16 protein-coding genes are annotated in these 14,834 nt (G+C 60.7%); 8 read left to right on the plus strand and 8 right to left on the minus strand.

What is annotated here, in order from left to right; translation table 11 throughout:
* Positions 1 to 31: 31 nt before the first annotated feature.
* Complete coding sequence (locus J5M57_RS12285) at positions 32 to 799, plus strand: class III extradiol ring-cleavage dioxygenase (RefSeq protein WP_207848127.1); 768 nt, start codon at positions 32 to 34, stop codon at positions 797 to 799.
* A gap of 168 nt (positions 800 to 967) precedes the next feature.
* Here J5M57_RS12285 and J5M57_RS12290 read toward each other — a convergent pair whose 3' ends face one another.
* The gene (locus tag J5M57_RS12290; protein ID WP_169842001.1) at positions 968 to 2,641 is read right to left on the minus strand and encodes a DEAD/DEAH box helicase; all 1,674 of its coding nucleotides are present in this window, start codon (positions 2,639 to 2,641) and stop codon (positions 968 to 970) included.
* Between the two features lie 424 nt (positions 2,642 to 3,065).
* Between J5M57_RS12290 and J5M57_RS12295 the strand changes: the two genes are divergently transcribed.
* Positions 3,066 to 3,857: a crotonase/enoyl-CoA hydratase family protein gene (locus J5M57_RS12295; RefSeq protein ID WP_207848126.1), complete on the plus strand. Its 792-nt coding sequence runs from the start codon at positions 3,066 to 3,068 to the stop codon at positions 3,855 to 3,857.
* Positions 3,858 to 3,971: 114 nt separating this feature from the next.
* Here the strand turns inward: J5M57_RS12295 and J5M57_RS12300 are convergent, their stop codons facing one another.
* On the minus strand, positions 3,972 to 4,727 hold the full coding sequence (locus J5M57_RS12300) for a spermidine synthase (protein ID WP_169842003.1): 756 nt from the start codon (positions 4,725 to 4,727) through the stop codon (positions 3,972 to 3,974).
* A gap of 153 nt (positions 4,728 to 4,880) precedes the next feature.
* Here J5M57_RS12300 and J5M57_RS12305 point away from each other — a divergent pair, with 153 nt between their 5' ends.
* Positions 4,881 to 6,227, plus strand: coding sequence for a 3-deoxy-7-phosphoheptulonate synthase class II (locus J5M57_RS12305; RefSeq protein ID WP_041069567.1), 1,347 nt, complete (start codon positions 4,881 to 4,883; stop codon positions 6,225 to 6,227).
* Between the two features lie 86 nt (positions 6,228 to 6,313).
* On the opposite strand, the gene J5M57_RS12310 is transcribed toward J5M57_RS12305, so the two are convergent.
* Together J5M57_RS12310 and J5M57_RS12315 are read right to left on the minus strand one after the other, a co-directional pair.
* Positions 6,314 to 7,540, minus strand: a complete 1,227-nt coding sequence (locus tag J5M57_RS12310) for a winged helix-turn-helix domain-containing protein (RefSeq protein ID WP_207848125.1) — start codon at positions 7,538 to 7,540, stop codon at positions 6,314 to 6,316.
* A gap of 64 nt (positions 7,541 to 7,604) precedes the next feature.
* Complete coding sequence (locus J5M57_RS12315) at positions 7,605 to 7,826, minus strand: DUF1127 domain-containing protein (RefSeq protein WP_064588572.1); 222 nt, start codon at positions 7,824 to 7,826, stop codon at positions 7,605 to 7,607.
* Positions 7,827 to 7,922: 96 nt separating this feature from the next.
* On the opposite strand from J5M57_RS12315, the gene J5M57_RS12320 reads away from it, so the two are divergent.
* Positions 7,923 to 8,777 carry a LysR substrate-binding domain-containing protein gene (locus J5M57_RS12320; protein ID WP_047295460.1) on the plus strand — a complete coding sequence of 285 codons (855 nt, stop codon included), beginning with the start codon at positions 7,923 to 7,925 and terminating at the stop codon, positions 8,775 to 8,777.
* Here J5M57_RS12320 and J5M57_RS12325 read toward each other — a convergent pair.
* Complete coding sequence (locus tag J5M57_RS12325) at positions 8,767 to 9,516, minus strand: sulfite exporter TauE/SafE family protein (protein ID WP_207848169.1); 750 nt, start codon at positions 9,514 to 9,516, stop codon at positions 8,767 to 8,769. The two genes, J5M57_RS12320 and J5M57_RS12325, sit on opposite strands and share 11 nt — an antisense overlap.
* A gap of 157 nt (positions 9,517 to 9,673) precedes the next feature.
* On the opposite strand from J5M57_RS12325, the gene J5M57_RS12330 reads away from it, so the two are divergent.
* Both J5M57_RS12330 and J5M57_RS12335 read left to right on the plus strand, forming a co-directional pair.
* Entirely contained in the window at positions 9,674 to 10,138 is a 465-nt protein-coding gene (locus J5M57_RS12330; protein ID WP_169842005.1) for a MarR family transcriptional regulator, read from the plus strand.
* 331 nt (positions 10,139 to 10,469) lie between these two features.
* The gene (locus J5M57_RS12335) at positions 10,470 to 10,889 is read left to right on the plus strand and encodes an organic hydroperoxide resistance protein (protein WP_064588575.1); all 420 of its coding nucleotides are present in this window, start codon (positions 10,470 to 10,472) and stop codon (positions 10,887 to 10,889) included.
* Between the two features lie 80 nt (positions 10,890 to 10,969).
* On the opposite strand, the gene J5M57_RS12340 is transcribed toward J5M57_RS12335, so the two are convergent.
* Entirely contained in the window at positions 10,970 to 11,539 is a 570-nt protein-coding gene (locus J5M57_RS12340) for an elongation factor P (protein WP_003226785.1), read from the minus strand.
* 48 nt (positions 11,540 to 11,587) lie between these two features.
* Positions 11,588 to 12,730: an elongation factor P maturation arginine rhamnosyltransferase EarP gene (earP, locus tag J5M57_RS12345; RefSeq protein WP_207848124.1), complete on the minus strand. Its 1,143-nt coding sequence runs from the start codon at positions 12,728 to 12,730 to the stop codon at positions 11,588 to 11,590.
* Positions 12,731 to 12,854: 124 nt separating this feature from the next.
* On the opposite strand from earP, the gene J5M57_RS12350 reads away from it, so the two are divergent.
* Complete coding sequence (locus tag J5M57_RS12350) at positions 12,855 to 13,265, plus strand: hypothetical protein (RefSeq protein ID WP_083368312.1); 411 nt, start codon at positions 12,855 to 12,857, stop codon at positions 13,263 to 13,265.
* 2 nt (positions 13,266 to 13,267) lie between these two features.
* On the plus strand, positions 13,268 to 13,750 hold the full coding sequence (locus J5M57_RS12355) for a GreA/GreB family elongation factor (protein WP_169842007.1): 483 nt from the start codon (positions 13,268 to 13,270) through the stop codon (positions 13,748 to 13,750).
* Between the two features lie 9 nt (positions 13,751 to 13,759).
* Here the strand turns inward: J5M57_RS12355 and cysB are convergent, their stop codons facing one another.
* Positions 13,760 to 14,734: an HTH-type transcriptional regulator CysB gene (gene cysB / locus J5M57_RS12360; protein WP_007908591.1), complete on the minus strand. Its 975-nt coding sequence runs from the start codon at positions 14,732 to 14,734 to the stop codon at positions 13,760 to 13,762.
* Positions 14,735 to 14,834 lie beyond the last annotated feature (100 nt).

Raw genomic sequence — 14,834 nt, forward strand, 5'->3', positions numbered from 1 at the left:
ATGGGCCATCTTACCGCTCAGGAACCTTTCCATGTTTCCCAGCCTGTTTATCTCCCACGGCTCGCCAATGCTGGCGCTGGAGCCCGGCGCCAGCGGCCCGGCCTTCGCGCGCCTGGCGGCCGAGCTGCCAAAACCCAAAGCCATCGTCATTGTTTCCGCCCACTGGGACAGTCAGGAGCTGCTGGTCAGTAGCAACCCGCACCCAGAAACCTGGCACGACTTCGGCGGCTTCCCGCGCGCTCTGTTCGAAGTCCAGTACCCGGCACCCGGCGATCCGCAACTGGCGGCCGACGTCGCCCAATTGCTGCAGGCCGCGCATCTGCCAGCACGCCTCGACCCGCAACGACCGTTCGACCACGGGGTGTGGGTGCCGCTGTCGCTGATGTATCCACAAGCGGATATTCCGGTGGTGCAGGTGTCGCTGCCGAGTCGCCGCGGCCCGGCGCTGCAAACCCAGGTCGGACGAGCACTGGCGAGTCTGCGCGATCAGGGCATTTTGCTGATCGGCTCCGGCAGCATCACCCACAACCTGCGCGAACTGGACTGGCACGCCGGCCCGGAAAGCGTCGAACCGTGGGCACGGGATTTTCGTGACTGGATGATCGACAAGCTGGCGGCCAATGACGAAGCAGCGCTGCACGATTACCGTCAGCAGGCGCCGAACGCGGTGCGCAGCCATCCGAGCGATGAGCACTTGTTGCCGTTGTATTTCGCACGGGGTGCGGGGGGCGAATTCAGCGTGGCGCACCGGGGATTCACGATGGGTGCGTTAGGCATGGATATCTATCGCTTCGGATAAACGCAGAATCAAAAAATCGCAGCCTTCGGCAGCTCCTACAGTGGGGAATGAGTACACCCTGTGTAGGAGCTGCCGAAGGCTGCGATCTTTTGATCTTTCAGACAGGCATAAAAAATCCCCGAACCAGTCGGGGATTTTTTATGCTCGATCAATCAGCCCAAGAGCGGATCAATCTTCGCGGTAGCGACGCAGTTTCAGCTGCTTGCCAGCGACGCGAGTGTCCTTCAGCTTGGTCAGCAGCTTGTCCAGACCATCTTCCGGCAGCTCGACGAGGCTGAAGCTGTCACGCACCTGGATGCGACCGATCGCTTCGCGGGCCAGACCACCTTCGTTGAGGATGGCGCCCAGCAGGTTCTTGGCGGCGATACCGTCACGCGCACCCAGCGCGGTACGGCAACGGGCACGGCCTTCGCCCAAAGGCATTGGCGCACGACGCTCGCGGTCACCACGATCCGGACGATCACCGGTACGCTCAGGACGGTCGCCACGCGGTGCGTTGTTCGGCACCAGTGGGCGTTCCTTCTCGATCGCAGCCAGGTTCAGCGCTTGACCGTTGGTAGCCTTGCGCAGCAAAGCCGCAGCCAGGGCACGCGGGGTGCAACCGATGTCGGCGGTCAGACGATCCAGCAGTTCGCCGTGAGTCGATTCGGCATCAGCAACCAGCGGCGACAGGCTGTTGGTCAGTTTCTTGATGCGGGCATCGAGAACAGCCTGAGCGTCCGGCAGACGCACTTCGGCAACCTTCTGACCGGTTACACGCTCGATCACCTGCAGCATGCGGCGCTCACGTGGAGTCACCAGCAGCAGTGCACGGCCTTCGCGACCGGCACGGCCGGTACGGCCGATACGGTGAACGTAGGACTCTGGATCGTACGGCATGTCCACGTTGAACACGTGGGTGATGCGCGGAACGTCCAGACCACGGGCAGCAACGTCGGTCGCCACAACGATGTCCAGACGGCCATCTTTCAGCGAGTCGATGACGCGCTCACGCTGGTTCTGGGCGATGTCACCGTTCAGCGCAGCGGCTTTGTAGCCTTTGGCGTCGAGGGCACTGGCCAGATCCAGGGTCGCTTGCTTGGTGCGCACGAACATGATCAGAGCGTCGAAATCTTCCACTTCCAGCAAGCTGAGAACGGCCGAAGTCTTCTGGTCAGCGTGAACCAACAGGTGAGCCTGTTCGATCGCGGTAACGGTTTGGGTCTTGGTCTGGATCTTGACGTGTTGCGGATCGCGCAGGTGGCGTTCGGCAATGGCGCGGATCGACTGCGGCAGGGTAGCCGAGAACAAAACGGTCTGACGGGTCGCTGGCAGAGCCTTGAAGATGACTTCCAGGTCATCCATGAAGCCCAGTTTCAACATTTCGTCAGCTTCGTCGAGAACCAGGTGGTTCACGGTCGACAGGACTTTCTCGTCGCGACGCAGGTGGTCGCACAGACGGCCCGGAGTGGCGACAACGATCTGTGCGCCGTTACGGATAGCCTTGAGTTGCGGGCCCATCGGCGCGCCGCCGTAAACGGCGACAACGGTGACGCCTGGCATTTGCTTGGCGTAGGTTTCAAAAGCGGTTGCTACTTGCAGCGCCAACTCTCGAGTTGGCGCCAGGATCAGGGCTTGCGGTTCGCGCTTGGCAGGATCGATGCAGTGCAGAATAGGCAGTGCGAACGCGGCGGTTTTACCGGTACCGGTTTGCGCCTGGCCAATCATGTCCTGGCCGGCCATGATGATCGGGATCGATTGCTGCTGAATCGCCGAAGGCTCTTCGTAGCCGGTCGCTGCGACGGCTGCAAGAATATTCGGGTTAAGATTAAAAGCGGCGAATCCGCCGGTTTCCTGGGTCATGGGTCTGCCTCTAAGTGCATCCGCAAAGACCCATGCTCCAAAGCTGCGCATGCCGTGTTGAGACTCAAGAGTCGCCCTGGCAGCTTTGTCGGCGGGGATTTGCGAAAACGAATGAATGAAAAAAAGAATCGTCCGGGAAGAGCCCGCAATGCGGACGTGCAGCCGAAGCTGACTTCGGGAAATTGCGCTACCTAAACGCGGCCCGGTTAAAGGCCGGCGCGCACTATACCGGATTTTGCCCAAAAAGGGAGCTTTTTTTATCGTCTGAATCCGTGTGTCACCGCTGTGTAACGGGGTTTTGCGGATAATCGTGCGAAGGTCTATTTTTCAAAAGGCCCGGCCCTGCGGGTGAAGCCGCTTAAACGATTCACCGATGTGCGGCATACCGTCGCTGCACCCGCCCTTCCTGCCCGAGGATTTACCCATGAATCAGCCCTGCCCCGGCCGCGTCAGCCGTGAACGTCGTGGTCATGTCTACCTGATCGGCCTGGATCGCGCCGCCAAACGCAACGCGTTCGATCTCGACCTGCTCAACGCGCTGAGCATGGCCTATGGCGAGTTCGAGGCCGACAGTGAAGCTCGGGTGGCCGTGGTGTTCGGCCATGGCGAGCACTTTACCGCCGGTCTGGATCTGGTGAATGCCAGCTCGGCGCTGGCGCAGGGCTGGGTGGTGCCGACCGGTGGTTGCGACCCGTGGGGCGTGTTCGTCGGGCCACGGGTCAACAAACCGGTGATTGTCGCCGCGCAGGGCTACTGCCTGACCATTGGCATCGAGTTGATGCTCGCAGCGGACATCAACCTCTGCGCCAGCAATACCCGCTTCGCCCAAATGGAAGTGCAGCGTGGGATATTTCCTTTTGGTGGTGCGACGTTACGTTTTCATCAGGTGGCCGGCTGGGGCAATGCCATGCGCTGGCTGCTGACCGGTGATGAGTTCGATGCGTATGATGCGTTGCGCCTTGGCCTGGTGCAGGAAGTGATGGCCAGCGAAGATCTGTTGCCGCGGGCAATCGAACTGGCCGAGCGGATTGCCCGGCAGGCACCGCTGGGCGTGCAGGCGACGCTGATGTCGGCGCGGCAGGCGCGCTATGAAGGTGAGACCGCGGCGGCGCAGGGGTTGCCGGCGTTGGTGAAGAAGTTGCTGGGCAGTGAGGATGCCAAGGAGGGGGTGAGATCTTTGGTGGAACGCCGGCCGGGCATTTTCAAAGGAATCTGATGAACTGCCCCCTGTAGGAGCTGCCGAAGGCTGCGATCTTTTGACTTTGATTTTTAAAAACAAGATCAAAAGATCGCAGCCTTCGGCAGCTCCTACAATTAACCGAGTCGCCACTCAGGTCGCCGGGCGAATAGCCTTGATCAACGACTGCAACGAATACCCCAACCGTGGCGCCAGCGCTTCGGCCCGGGCGGTCAGGGCCTGCATGTCGAGTGCCTGATCGAGGTCCGCCGGCACAATCAGAATCACATTGCCCTCCTTCACCGGCAGTTCCCAGTAATGCCGGTGATAGAGCCCGCGCAACAACGCCGCACCCAGTGGCTTGCCGTCATCGGTGGCCCACTGGTTGATCACCAGCCAGCCGCCCGGATTCAGGCGTTTCTGACAGTCACCGAGGAAACTCCAGGCCAGATGCCCGACACCCGGGCCGACGTCGGTATACAGGTCGACGAAGATCAGATCCGCAGGCTCGGCCGTCGGCAGCAATTCCAGCGCATCGCCGACCCGAATATACAGGCGCGGGTCGTCATCCAGCCCCAGGTATTCGATGGCCAGGCGCGGTACATCCGGACGCAGTTCGATGGCTTCGACGTCTTCCAGCGGCAAGAACTTGAGGCAGGCCTGAGTCAGCGTGCCGGCACCGAGGCCGAGGAACAGCGCACTCTCCGGTTGTTCGTGACACAACGCGCCAATCAGCATCGCCCGGGTGTAGTCGTATTCGAGCCAGCTCGGATCGGCGGTGAACACGCAGCTCTGTTCGATGGCATCGCCGAACTCCAGAAAGCGGTAATCGGCCACTTCCAGCACGCGAATCACGCCGAACTCATCCTGTACCTCGGCGAGCAACAGCTCGACGCGCTCCTCAGTCATTTCGTCTCCTGATGGTCACCGGGCGCGGTGACGCGATGGCACCGCTCTGGCACCGTGGCAAAGCGGCGATTGTCGGTGATGGGGCGGGAGCAGGTCACGCACTAATTGCTGCTACCATGGGCTTCCCGTGCGTAGAACCAATTAGAGACCGTGATGAGCCAACCCTGGAGCCCTGACAGCTGGCGCGCCCTGCCGATCCAGCAACAACCCCAATACCCCGACGCCGCGCACTTGCGCCAGGTCGAGCAGACGCTGGCCAGCTACCCGCCGCTGGTGTTTGCCGGCGAAGCCCGCGAGTTGCGTCGCCAGTTTGCCGAAGTGACTCAGGGCCGGGCGTTCCTGCTACAGGGTGGCGATTGCGCGGAAAGCTTCGCCGAGTTCTCCGCGGCGAAGATTCGCGACACCTTCAAAGTGTTGCTGCAGATGGCGATCGTCATGACCTTCGCCGCCGGCTGCCCGGTGGTCAAGGTCGGGCGCATGGCCGGCCAGTTCGCCAAACCGCGTTCGGCCAATGACGAAACCCTCGACGGCGTGACCCTGCCGGCCTACCGTGGCGACATCGTCAACGGCATCGGTTTCGACGAAAAGAGTCGCGTGCCGGATCCGGAGCGCTTGCTGCAGTCCTATCACCAGTCCACCGCCACCCTGAACCTGCTGCGCGCCTTCGCTCAGGGCGGTTTTGCCGACCTGCATCAGGTGCACAAGTGGAACCTGGACTTCATCGCCAACTCGGCATTGGCCGAGAAGTACAGCCACCTCGCCGACCGCATCGATGAAACCCTGGCGTTCATGCGCGCCTGCGGCATGGACAGCTCGCCGCAACTGCGCGAAACCAGTTTCTTCACCGCCCATGAGGCGCTGCTGCTGAACTACGAAGAGGCCTTCGTACGTCGCGACAGCCTGACCAACGATTACTACGATTGCTCGGCGCACATGCTGTGGATCGGCGACCGCACCCGTCAGCTCGACGGCGCCCACGTCGAATTCTTGCGCGGGGTGAACAACCCGATTGGCGTGAAGGTCGGCCCGAGCATGAACCCGGACGACCTGATCCGCCTGATCGATGTGCTCAACCCGGACAACGATCCGGGTCGCCTGAACCTGATCGCCCGCATGGGCGCGAACAAGGTCGGCGATCACCTGCCGGCGCTGATCCGTGCGGTGCAGCGTGAGGGCAAGCAGGTGCTGTGGAGCTCGGACCCGATGCACGGCAACACCATCAAGGCCAGCAGCGGCTACAAGACCCGCGACTTCGCGCAGATCCTCGGCGAAGTGAAACAGTTCTTCCAGGTGCACGAAGCCGAAGGCACTTATGCCGGCGGGATTCATATCGAGATGACCGGGCAGAATGTCACCGAGTGCATTGGCGGTGCGCGGCCGATCACTGAAGATGGTTTGTCGGATCGTTATCACACCCACTGCGATCCGCGAATGAATGCCGATCAGTCGCTGGAACTGGCGTTTTTGATTGCCGAAACGCTGAAGCAGGTTCGCCGCTAAACCGCGTCGCCTTATCGCGAGCAGGCTCACTCCTACATTGGAATGCGTTCCCTTGTAGGAGTGAGCCTGCTCGCGATGGTGTCAGATCAGTCACCGCCGGTCTGAGCCAATGCCACCCGCAACCGCCCCGCACTCTCGCGCTGACAATTGAGCTGCACTCGCGCAAGCCCCAGCCAATCGGCCATCCGCCGCAAATTCAACGCCAGCGCCAGCATCCCTTCATCCTCCAGCCCCGGCTCTTCCTCGTGCACCGCATGCACCGCCAGGCGTCCCGACGCTCTTTCCGCACGCAGATCGACCCGCGCAGCAATCCGCTCGTTGTACAGAAACGGCAGCACGTAATAGCCGTAGACCCGTTTGTCCTGCGGCGTGTAGATCTCCAATCGATAGCGGAAATCGAATAATCGCTCAGTGCGACTGCGCTCCCAGATCAACGAATCGAAGGGCGACAACAACGCGCTGGCGATGACTTTGCGCGGCACTTTCGGCTCCGGCAGGCAATAGGCGATCTGCCGCCAACCGGCGACTTCGCAGGTTTGCAATTGCCCGTCCTCGACCAGTTCCGCCAGACGCGGTCGCGCATCTCCCGGGTTCAAGCGGAAATAATCCCGCAGGTCCTTTTCCGTGCCGACACCCAGCGCCTGGGCCGCGTGCAGCAGCAAGCCGCGCTGTGCGCTGGCTTCATCCGGCAGCGGCGGCTGCAGGATCGACGCCGGGATCACCCGTTCCGGCAAATCATATAAACGTTCAAAACCGCGACGCCCGGCCACGGTCACTTCACCGGCTGCGAACAACCATTCCAGCGCCTGCTTTTCCGCGCTCCAGTCCCACCATGGCCCGGCCTTGTCTTCGCGGGTCGACAGACTGCCGGCACCCAACGCGCCCTGCGCCTCAACCGTGCGCAACACGCGGCGAACAACGTCCTGTTGCTCACGGCCGAACTTCGCCAGTTGTTGATAAATGTCCTCGCCCCGTTTGGCGCGCTGCATCCGCCACCCGAGCAACGGATACATCGCCAGCGGCAGCAACGACGCTTCATGCCCCCAGTATTCGAACAGCGTACGACGGCGCCCCGAACTCCAGGCGGCCTGGTCGAGCAAATCAGAGGAATAGGCACCGAGACGGGAAAACAGCGGCAGGTAGTGCGAGCGCACCACAGCGTTGACGGAGTCGATCTGCAGCAGGCCCAGCCGTTCGATCAGCCGGTTAACCTGCGGCGCGCGGACGGTGGGCGGCTGGCGCCCGTTGAACCCTTGGGCAGCCAGCGCCAGACGTCGCGCCTGTTTGAGGGAAAAGGCCAGAGTCGCGGGCATGAACATCTCCTTGTCTGCTCGCAACCTACCTCACCTGAAAGTGGTTTGTGTAGTAAAGCCCTGATCATTTATGCATCGGATCGTCCCAGAACGGCCGGACAGCCTCGTGTTCGACGTCGGCACGGCTGACCCCGATGTCCTTCAGCGCTTCGTCGCTCAGACTGGCGAGCAACTCGCGTTCACGGTGCAGTTCGTACCAGCGGCTGAACTTATGCAGCAGGTCGGAAACGATATGGCCGTGGCCGGAAAATTTTGTGTCGTCTACATACTCTCTTTGACCTTTCATCGTGTTGCCCTCCTTGTGGATGGCTCAAGTCTCGCCCTGGCGCTAAGATCAATCCAACGAATGTTTCTGATGGCATTCATCACGGAGATTCATCAATTGTCGGCCTACCCCAGTATCGATACCGATGTCCTGCGCACCTTCGTCGCGATTGCCGATCAGGGCGGGTTTACCCGCGCCGGCGAAATGGTCAACCGCACGCAATCGGCGGTGAGCATGCAGATGAAGCGACTGGAAGAAGACGTGCTGCAGCGGCAACTGTTCGAGCGTGATGGACGCCAGGTGCGCCTGACTGCCGAGGGCCAAGTGCTGCTCGGGTATGCGCGACGCATCCTCAAGTTGCACAGTGAAGTGTTCAACACCCTGCGCGAGCCGCACATGGTCGGCACCGTGCGCATCGGTACGCCGGACGATTACGTGATGCGTTTCCTGCCGGGGATCCTCTCGCGCTTCGCCCAGTTCTATCCGCTGATCCAGATCGAAGTGCACTGCGAATCCAGCAAACAACTGTTGCAACGCACCGACCTGGACTTGTCGATCGTCACCCGCGAGCCGGGCAACGAGATCGGCCAGTTGCTGCGCAAAGAACGTTTCGTCTGGGCCGAGGCGCAAAATTTCAGCGCCCACGAGCAGACGCCGTTGCCGCTGGCGATGTTCAACAGTGATTGTTTCTGCCGCTTGTGGGCGTGCAATGCGCTGGACGCGATGGGTCGCGACTACCGCATCGCCTATAACAGCACCAGCCTGTCGGCGCTGATGGCCGTGGTGAGCGCGGGCCTGGCGATCACCGCGCAACTGGAAAGCCTGATCACCCCGGACATGCGCATTCTCGGTGCCAACGAAGACCTGCCGTTGCTGCCCGAGGCCAGCATCATGCTGATCCGCAACCTGAACAATCCGTCGCCGATCACCGAGTGCCTGGCCGAGCACATCGTCGAAGGCTTCAAACTTTAAAGGCGAGCATCACCGCACACAGCACCAGGAAACCGCAGAACAGCCCGCGCAGCAGCTTTTCCGGCATGGCGTGGGCGACTTTCACCCCCCAACTGATGCTCGCCAGTCCGCCGATCGCCAGCGGCAGGCCGATCATCCAGTCCACCTCGTGATGCACTGCGTAGGTCACCAGCGTCACCCCGGTGCTTGGCAACGCCAGGGCCAGCGACAGCCCTTGGGCCACCACTTGGCTGGTGCCGAACAGGCTGGTCAGCACCGGCGTCGCCACCACGGCCCCGCCGACCCCGAACAGACCGCCCATGGTTCCGGACGCCGCGCCGAGCACGCCGAGCCATGGCCAGGAGTAACGCATTTCGGAGGTCGCTGCGGGTCGCCTGCCGAACATCTTCAGCAGGTTGTACGCCGAGAGCACCACGAGGAAGGCGACAAAGCCGATGCGCATGGTTTGCGCATCGATGCCCACCGCCCAGATCGACCCGATCCAGGCGAAGCAGAAGCCCATGACCGCCAACGGCAACGCATGGCGCAGCTCGATGCGATTGCGCTGGTGATAACGCCACAGCGCCAGCATCACATTGGGCACCACCATCACCAGCGCCGTGCCTTGGGCAATCTGCTGGTCGAGGCCGAACCACACGCCCAGCAGCGGAATCGCGATCAAACCACCGCCTATGCCGAATATGCCGCCCAATGTGCCAAGGGCGGCGCCAAACAGCAGGTACAACAAAAACTCGATCACAGCGATGTCCTCATCCGTCAGGCGACCCATCCTACCAGTCCAGGCTGGCATCTGGCGCTGCAGCGCGAGCTGGGCCACCACTAGCGTCAGGAGATTTATCTGGCGCATTAAACATTCGGACGCTAGATTCGAGCCCATCATCGAACAAGGCTTTAGCATGACCACCGAACGCGACACCCCCGACAACTGCGATCACCTGCTGCTGGACAACCAGGCCTGCTTCGCCCTGCATTCCACTTCGCTGATGATGACCAAGGTCTACAAGCCGCTGCTGCAAGCGCTCGGCCTGACCTATCCGCAGTACCTGGCGATGATGGTGCTGTGGGAGAAGGATGGTTTGACCGTCGGAGAAATCAGCACTCGACTACTGACCGATCCGGGATCGCTGACGCCCCTGCTCAAGCGCCTGGAAGGCGAAGGTTTGCTCAGCCGCACGCGCAGTCGCGAGGATGAGCGTGTGGTGATTGTCGAGTTGACCGCGCAAGGCCGAGCGTTGAAAGAAAAAGCCCAGACGGTCCCGCAATGCATCCTCGGCGCCAGCGGCTTTTCTCTGGAACGCCTGCAGAAGCTGCAAGCGGAGTTGCAAGCGCTGCGCAGTCATTTGCAGGACAGCTTGACCTGATAACAACGCTGCCCACCTTGTAGGAGTGAGCCTGCTCGCGATAGCGGTGGTTCAGTCGACTTCTGTGGTGCCTGTCTCGCCGCTATCGCGAGCAGGCTCACTCCTACAAGGGAGCGCGTCACCTGAAAAAATATTTTCAGTCCCCCGATATCCCCACCAGCCGCTCTAAATCTTCACTTTCAAGGTGATCGACAGCTCCGTTACAGCATCGAGATTCAGTCTGCTCAAAAATTTATCTTGCGCACTAAATATTCGCGCGATACATTCACTTCGCACTTACTTAGCGCGCAAATAATTAGCGCAGAAATACACACTCAACGAGGCCCACACCATGCAAGCTCTCTACACTGCAATCGCAACCTCCACTGGCGGCCGTGACGGTCGTGCGATATCCAGCGATAACATTCTCGACGTCAAACTCGCCACCCCGAAAGAACTCGGTGGTGCCGGTGGTGCCGCGACCAACCCTGAGCAATTGTTCGCTGCCGGTTACTCGGCCTGCTTCATCGGTGCGCTGAAGTTCGTTGCCAGCCAGACCAAACGCAAGATCCCCGACGACGCCTCGATCACCGCGCACGTCGGCATCGGCCAGATCCCCGGCGGTTTCGGTCTGGACATCGACCTGCACATCAGCCTGCCGGGCCTCGAGCAAGCGGATGCACAGAGCCTGGTCGAAGCGGCGCATCAGGTCTGCCCTTACTCCAACGCCACCCGTGGCAACGTTGACGTACGCCTGCACACCACCGTGTAACTGCGATCTTTTGATCTTTCTGCCAGGCAAAAAAAGCCCGACTCAATGGTCGGGCTTTTTCTTTCCGCGAAAAGCAGTGCTTATTTGGCACGGCCTTTGTAGGAACCGCCTTCGCGGGTGTCGATTTCGATCATGTCGCCGATTTCGATGAAGTCAGCAACCGACAGCTCGGTACCGTTCTTCAGTTTGGCAGGCTTCATCACCTTGCCGGAAGTGTCACCGCGAGCGGAACCTTCGGTGTAGTCAACCTGACGCACGATGGTGGTCGGCAGTTCTACGGAAACCAGACGCTCTTCGAAGAACACGGCTTCGCAAACGTCGGTCATGCCTTCTTCAACGAAAGGCAGAACGCTTTCGATGTCTTCGGCGTTCAGTTCGTACATGGTGTAGTCAGTGGTGTCCATGAACGTGTAGGTGTCGCCGCTGATGAAGGACAGGGTCGCTTCTTTGCGGTCGAGGATCACGTCGTCCAGCTTGTCGTCCGCACCGTAAACGGTTTCGGTCTTGTAACCGGTCAGCAGGTTCTTCAGCTTGGTCTTCATGATCGCGCTGTTACGGCCCGACTTGGTGAATTCAGCTTTCTGAACCAGCCAAGGATCGTTGTCGATACGGATCACGGTACCGGGTTTGAGTTCTTTACCAGTTTTCATTGCGAATATCCGAATTTGGATGGGATTTACAAAAATCTAGGCCGCGTATCATATCCAATTTAGGTAAAACTGTACCAGCGCCGTGGCAAGATCCGCCTGCAAGCCTTGTTCCAGACACCATTGCTCGGCGTTTTCCTGCAGTTCTGGCCAGTGTTTACGGGCCTCTAGCCAGTACTCGCCGATCGGTTGCCCGGCACTCCACGCCCGCCACAGACCATTCATCGCCTCGGCCGCCGCCGGCGAAAGCCCTTTCGTATACAGCGCCAGGAAGGCATCGAGCTTGTCCAGATGGATGTCTTCGTCCTGCTGATAGATGTGCCAGAGCATCGGCCGCCCGGCCCACTGCGCCCGGACGAACGAATCTTCCCCACGCACCGCATTGAAGTCACAGCACCACAGCAACTGGTCGTATTGATCCTGACGGACGAACGGCAGCACCTGCACCGTCAGCGCCTGACGCACGTTCAGATCGCCGACCTCCAGCGAATCAACCCCGAGCCAGCGTGCGACATCACCGAGAATCCGCCCTTCCGGCACCAGCAGATGGGTTGGCGCATCATCGGCGGCCAGCACGTCCAGCCAGCTGGCGAGACCGGCATTCTCATAGGCAAACAGTGAAATCAGTTGTGCACCCGGTGCGCGCTCGATCCCCAGATGCTGCAGGAATTGTCGCTGCGCCTCGTCATCCGCTTGAAACGCGCGACGGCGCTCCAGCAAACCCTGCTCACGCAGCAACCCGCCAGTGCCCGGCTGAAAACCGGGAAAGAAGAAAAATTTCTGCACCGATTTGTATTTCACCGAGGGCAAACCGTGACAACCAATGACCCAGTCTTCGGCACTCAGGTAATCAAGGTTCATCCACAGCGGCGGCCGTTGTCGCTCGGCCATGGCATCCATGTACGCGGACGGCAGCTGGCAAGCGAACGCGGCGATCACCACGTCCGCCGCCTCTGTATTCGGCCAGTCGCTCGGCCAGTGCCGAACATCGACGCCCTGCTGCGATTGCTGCGCCAGGTGGATATCGATCTCGGGGCAGATGCGCTCGAAGGCGCGCAGGTCATCGACCCACAGGCGCACCGCCAGCCCCTGTTCGGCCACCAGTTGCCGGGCCAGACGCCAGGTCACGCCGATGTCGCCATAGTTATCGACTACGGTGCAAAAAATATCCCAGCGGGTTTTCGGTACCGGCATGCAAGACTCCCGTTGGCAAAAGCGCTGATTGTCCGCATAAATGACCTCGCGCAGAAGAGCCGACGGCGATTAATCTTCGTGCGACAATCGCCACTTGCCCGCAATCATCCGCCAGGAGGCCGCCATGCCCTACCGTCCCAACCCGCGTCGTCCGTTGCCTGTTCAGCTCAGTGCGCTGCGACTGACCGGCAGTATCGCCCTGGGCATGTGGCTGGGCTTTCTAGCCATCGCCCTGACCTGCTGGCTGCTCTCGCGTTTCGTGTTCACCGAACAACTGGCGCCCGTCGCTCAGGCGGTGCAGCAACTGGCCAGGCCACCCGCGACCGTCCAGGTCCAACCGGACACTGCGCCACAGAGTCCGCTGTTCGAGCAGTACGAAGAGAACCTGCGCAAGAACGAGCAGCAGGCACGGCTCGATCAGGCGCGCGGCAGCACGCGCAATCAGTCGAACCCCAAATGCCAGTTCTGGCTGCAACAGGATCAGACCGCGCCGAGCGAAAAGAGCCGCGCCAACGTTTTGCAATTCTGCGATTGATCATGAACAAGCACACTGTCCACCAGTTGATCCTCGACAAACTGCGCGTCGATCTCGACATCGCCGAACGCGCCGCGCAGACCGCGTACGAAACCGCGACCCACGAAGAGAACATCGCTGAGAACAAGTACGACACGCTCGGGCTCGAGGCGTCGTATCTGGCGGCGGGACAGGCGAAACGGGTCGAGGAAATCCGTCAGTCGCTGGCGCTGTGCCAGAACCTGACGTTGCGTGCCTACGACGAAAATCGTGGCATCGAGGTCGGCGCCCTGCTCGGCCTTGAAGACGAAAAGGGTCGCGAGCAATGGCTGTTCCTGGCCCCGGATGCGGCGGGCCTGAAAGTCGATGTGGTGGGTCAGCCGATTACCGTCATCACCCCGCGCTCACCGCTGGGTAAAAGCCTGCTGGGCAAGCTCGAAGGTGATGAGGTGGAGATTCTGGTGGCGGGCACCCGGCAACAGTTCGCTGTCACCGAGGTGCTCTGAGGCGGGGTCTTAGTGGACCGGCAGTTCGACACCGTCGAACAGCTCTTCCAGCTCCTGCTTGTTGTGGCACTGGATGGCCTTGGCCATCACTTCGCGGGTCAGGTGCGGGGCAAACTTCTCGATGAAGTCGCACATGAAACCACGCAGGAAGGTGCCGCGACGGAAACCGATCTTGGTGATGCTCGACTCGAACAGCTCGCTGGCATCCAGCACCACCAGGTCGTTGTCGAGTTTGGTGTCGACCGCCATCTTGGCCACGATGCCCACGCCCAGGCCGAGGCGCACGTAGGTTTTGATCACGTCGGCGTCAGCTGCGGTGAACACCACTTTCGGCGTCAGGCCACGATGGCTGAAGGCTTCGTCGAGTTTCGAACGGCCGGTGAAACCGAATACATAAGTCACGATCGGATATTCGGCCAGCGCTTCGAGGGTCAGCTTCGGCAGCTTGGTCAGCGGGTGGCCCTGCGGCACGACCACACAACGGTTCCAGCGATAGCACGGCATCATCACCAGGTCACCGAACAGCTCCAGCGCTTCGGTGGCAATGGCGAAATCGACGGTGCCGTCAGCGGCCATCTCGGCGATCTGCATCGGCGAACCCTGGTGCATGTGCAGCGCCACGTCCGGGTATTGCTTGATGAAATTGCTGATCACCGGCGGCAGTGCATAACGCGCCTGGGTGTGGGTGGTGGCGATCGACAGGGTGCCTTTCTTCTCGTTGGAGAATTCCTGGGCGATCTGCTTGATGCTTTCGACCTTGCGCAGGATCTCGCCAGCGGTGGTGATGATGCGCTCGCCAGCCGGGGTAACGCGCGTCAGGTGCTTGCCGCTGCGGGCGAACACTTCAACGCCCAGTTCGTCTTCCAGCAGGCGGATCTGTTTACTGATACCCGGTTGCGAGGTGTAAAGGCTTTGGGCTGTAGCGGAAACGTTGAGGTCGTGGTGCGCCACTTCCCAGATGTAGCGCAATTGTTGAAGCTTCATATGTATCCCTCAAAGCAGGTAGACGCCACGGGCATCAGCGACGGTATATAACTATATTAATGGTTTGATGAATAAATCTAGAACTTTTTTATCAAAGCGC

Origin of the sequence: Pseudomonas sp. 86_A (assembly GCF_017491705.1) — a bacterium.
GTDB classification, from domain to species: domain Bacteria; phylum Pseudomonadota; class Gammaproteobacteria; order Pseudomonadales; family Pseudomonadaceae; genus Aquipseudomonas; species Aquipseudomonas koreensis.

What these genes read in the sequence shown, in the direction of transcription:
- J5M57_RS12285 (WP_207848127.1), top strand. Translation starts at nt 32, where the DNA reads ATGTTTCCCAGCCTGTTTATCTCCCACGGCTCGCCAATGCTGGCGCTG.
- J5M57_RS12290 (WP_169842001.1), bottom strand. Translation starts at nt 2,641, where the DNA reads ATGACCCAGGAAACCGGCGGATTCGCCGCTTTTAATCTTAACCCGAAT.
- J5M57_RS12295 (WP_207848126.1), top strand. Translation starts at nt 3,066, where the DNA reads ATGAATCAGCCCTGCCCCGGCCGCGTCAGCCGTGAACGTCGTGGTCAT.
- J5M57_RS12300 (WP_169842003.1), bottom strand. Translation starts at nt 4,727, where the DNA reads ATGACTGAGGAGCGCGTCGAGCTGTTGCTCGCCGAGGTACAGGATGAG.
- J5M57_RS12305 (WP_041069567.1), top strand. Translation starts at nt 4,881, where the DNA reads ATGAGCCAACCCTGGAGCCCTGACAGCTGGCGCGCCCTGCCGATCCAG.
- J5M57_RS12310 (WP_207848125.1), bottom strand. Translation starts at nt 7,540, where the DNA reads ATGCCCGCGACTCTGGCCTTTTCCCTCAAACAGGCGCGACGTCTGGCG.
- J5M57_RS12315 (WP_064588572.1), bottom strand. Translation starts at nt 7,826, where the DNA reads ATGAAAGGTCAAAGAGAGTATGTAGACGACACAAAATTTTCCGGCCAC.
- J5M57_RS12330 (WP_169842005.1), top strand. Translation starts at nt 9,674, where the DNA reads ATGACCACCGAACGCGACACCCCCGACAACTGCGATCACCTGCTGCTG.
- J5M57_RS12335 (WP_064588575.1), top strand. Translation starts at nt 10,470, where the DNA reads ATGCAAGCTCTCTACACTGCAATCGCAACCTCCACTGGCGGCCGTGAC.
- J5M57_RS12340 (WP_003226785.1), bottom strand. Translation starts at nt 11,539, where the DNA reads ATGAAAACTGGTAAAGAACTCAAACCCGGTACCGTGATCCGTATCGAC.
- earP (WP_207848124.1), bottom strand. Translation starts at nt 12,730, where the DNA reads ATGCCGGTACCGAAAACCCGCTGGGATATTTTTTGCACCGTAGTCGAT.
- J5M57_RS12350 (WP_083368312.1), top strand. Translation starts at nt 12,855, where the DNA reads ATGCCCTACCGTCCCAACCCGCGTCGTCCGTTGCCTGTTCAGCTCAGT.
- J5M57_RS12355 (WP_169842007.1), top strand. Translation starts at nt 13,268, where the DNA reads ATGAACAAGCACACTGTCCACCAGTTGATCCTCGACAAACTGCGCGTC.
- cysB (WP_007908591.1), bottom strand. Translation starts at nt 14,734, where the DNA reads ATGAAGCTTCAACAATTGCGCTACATCTGGGAAGTGGCGCACCACGAC.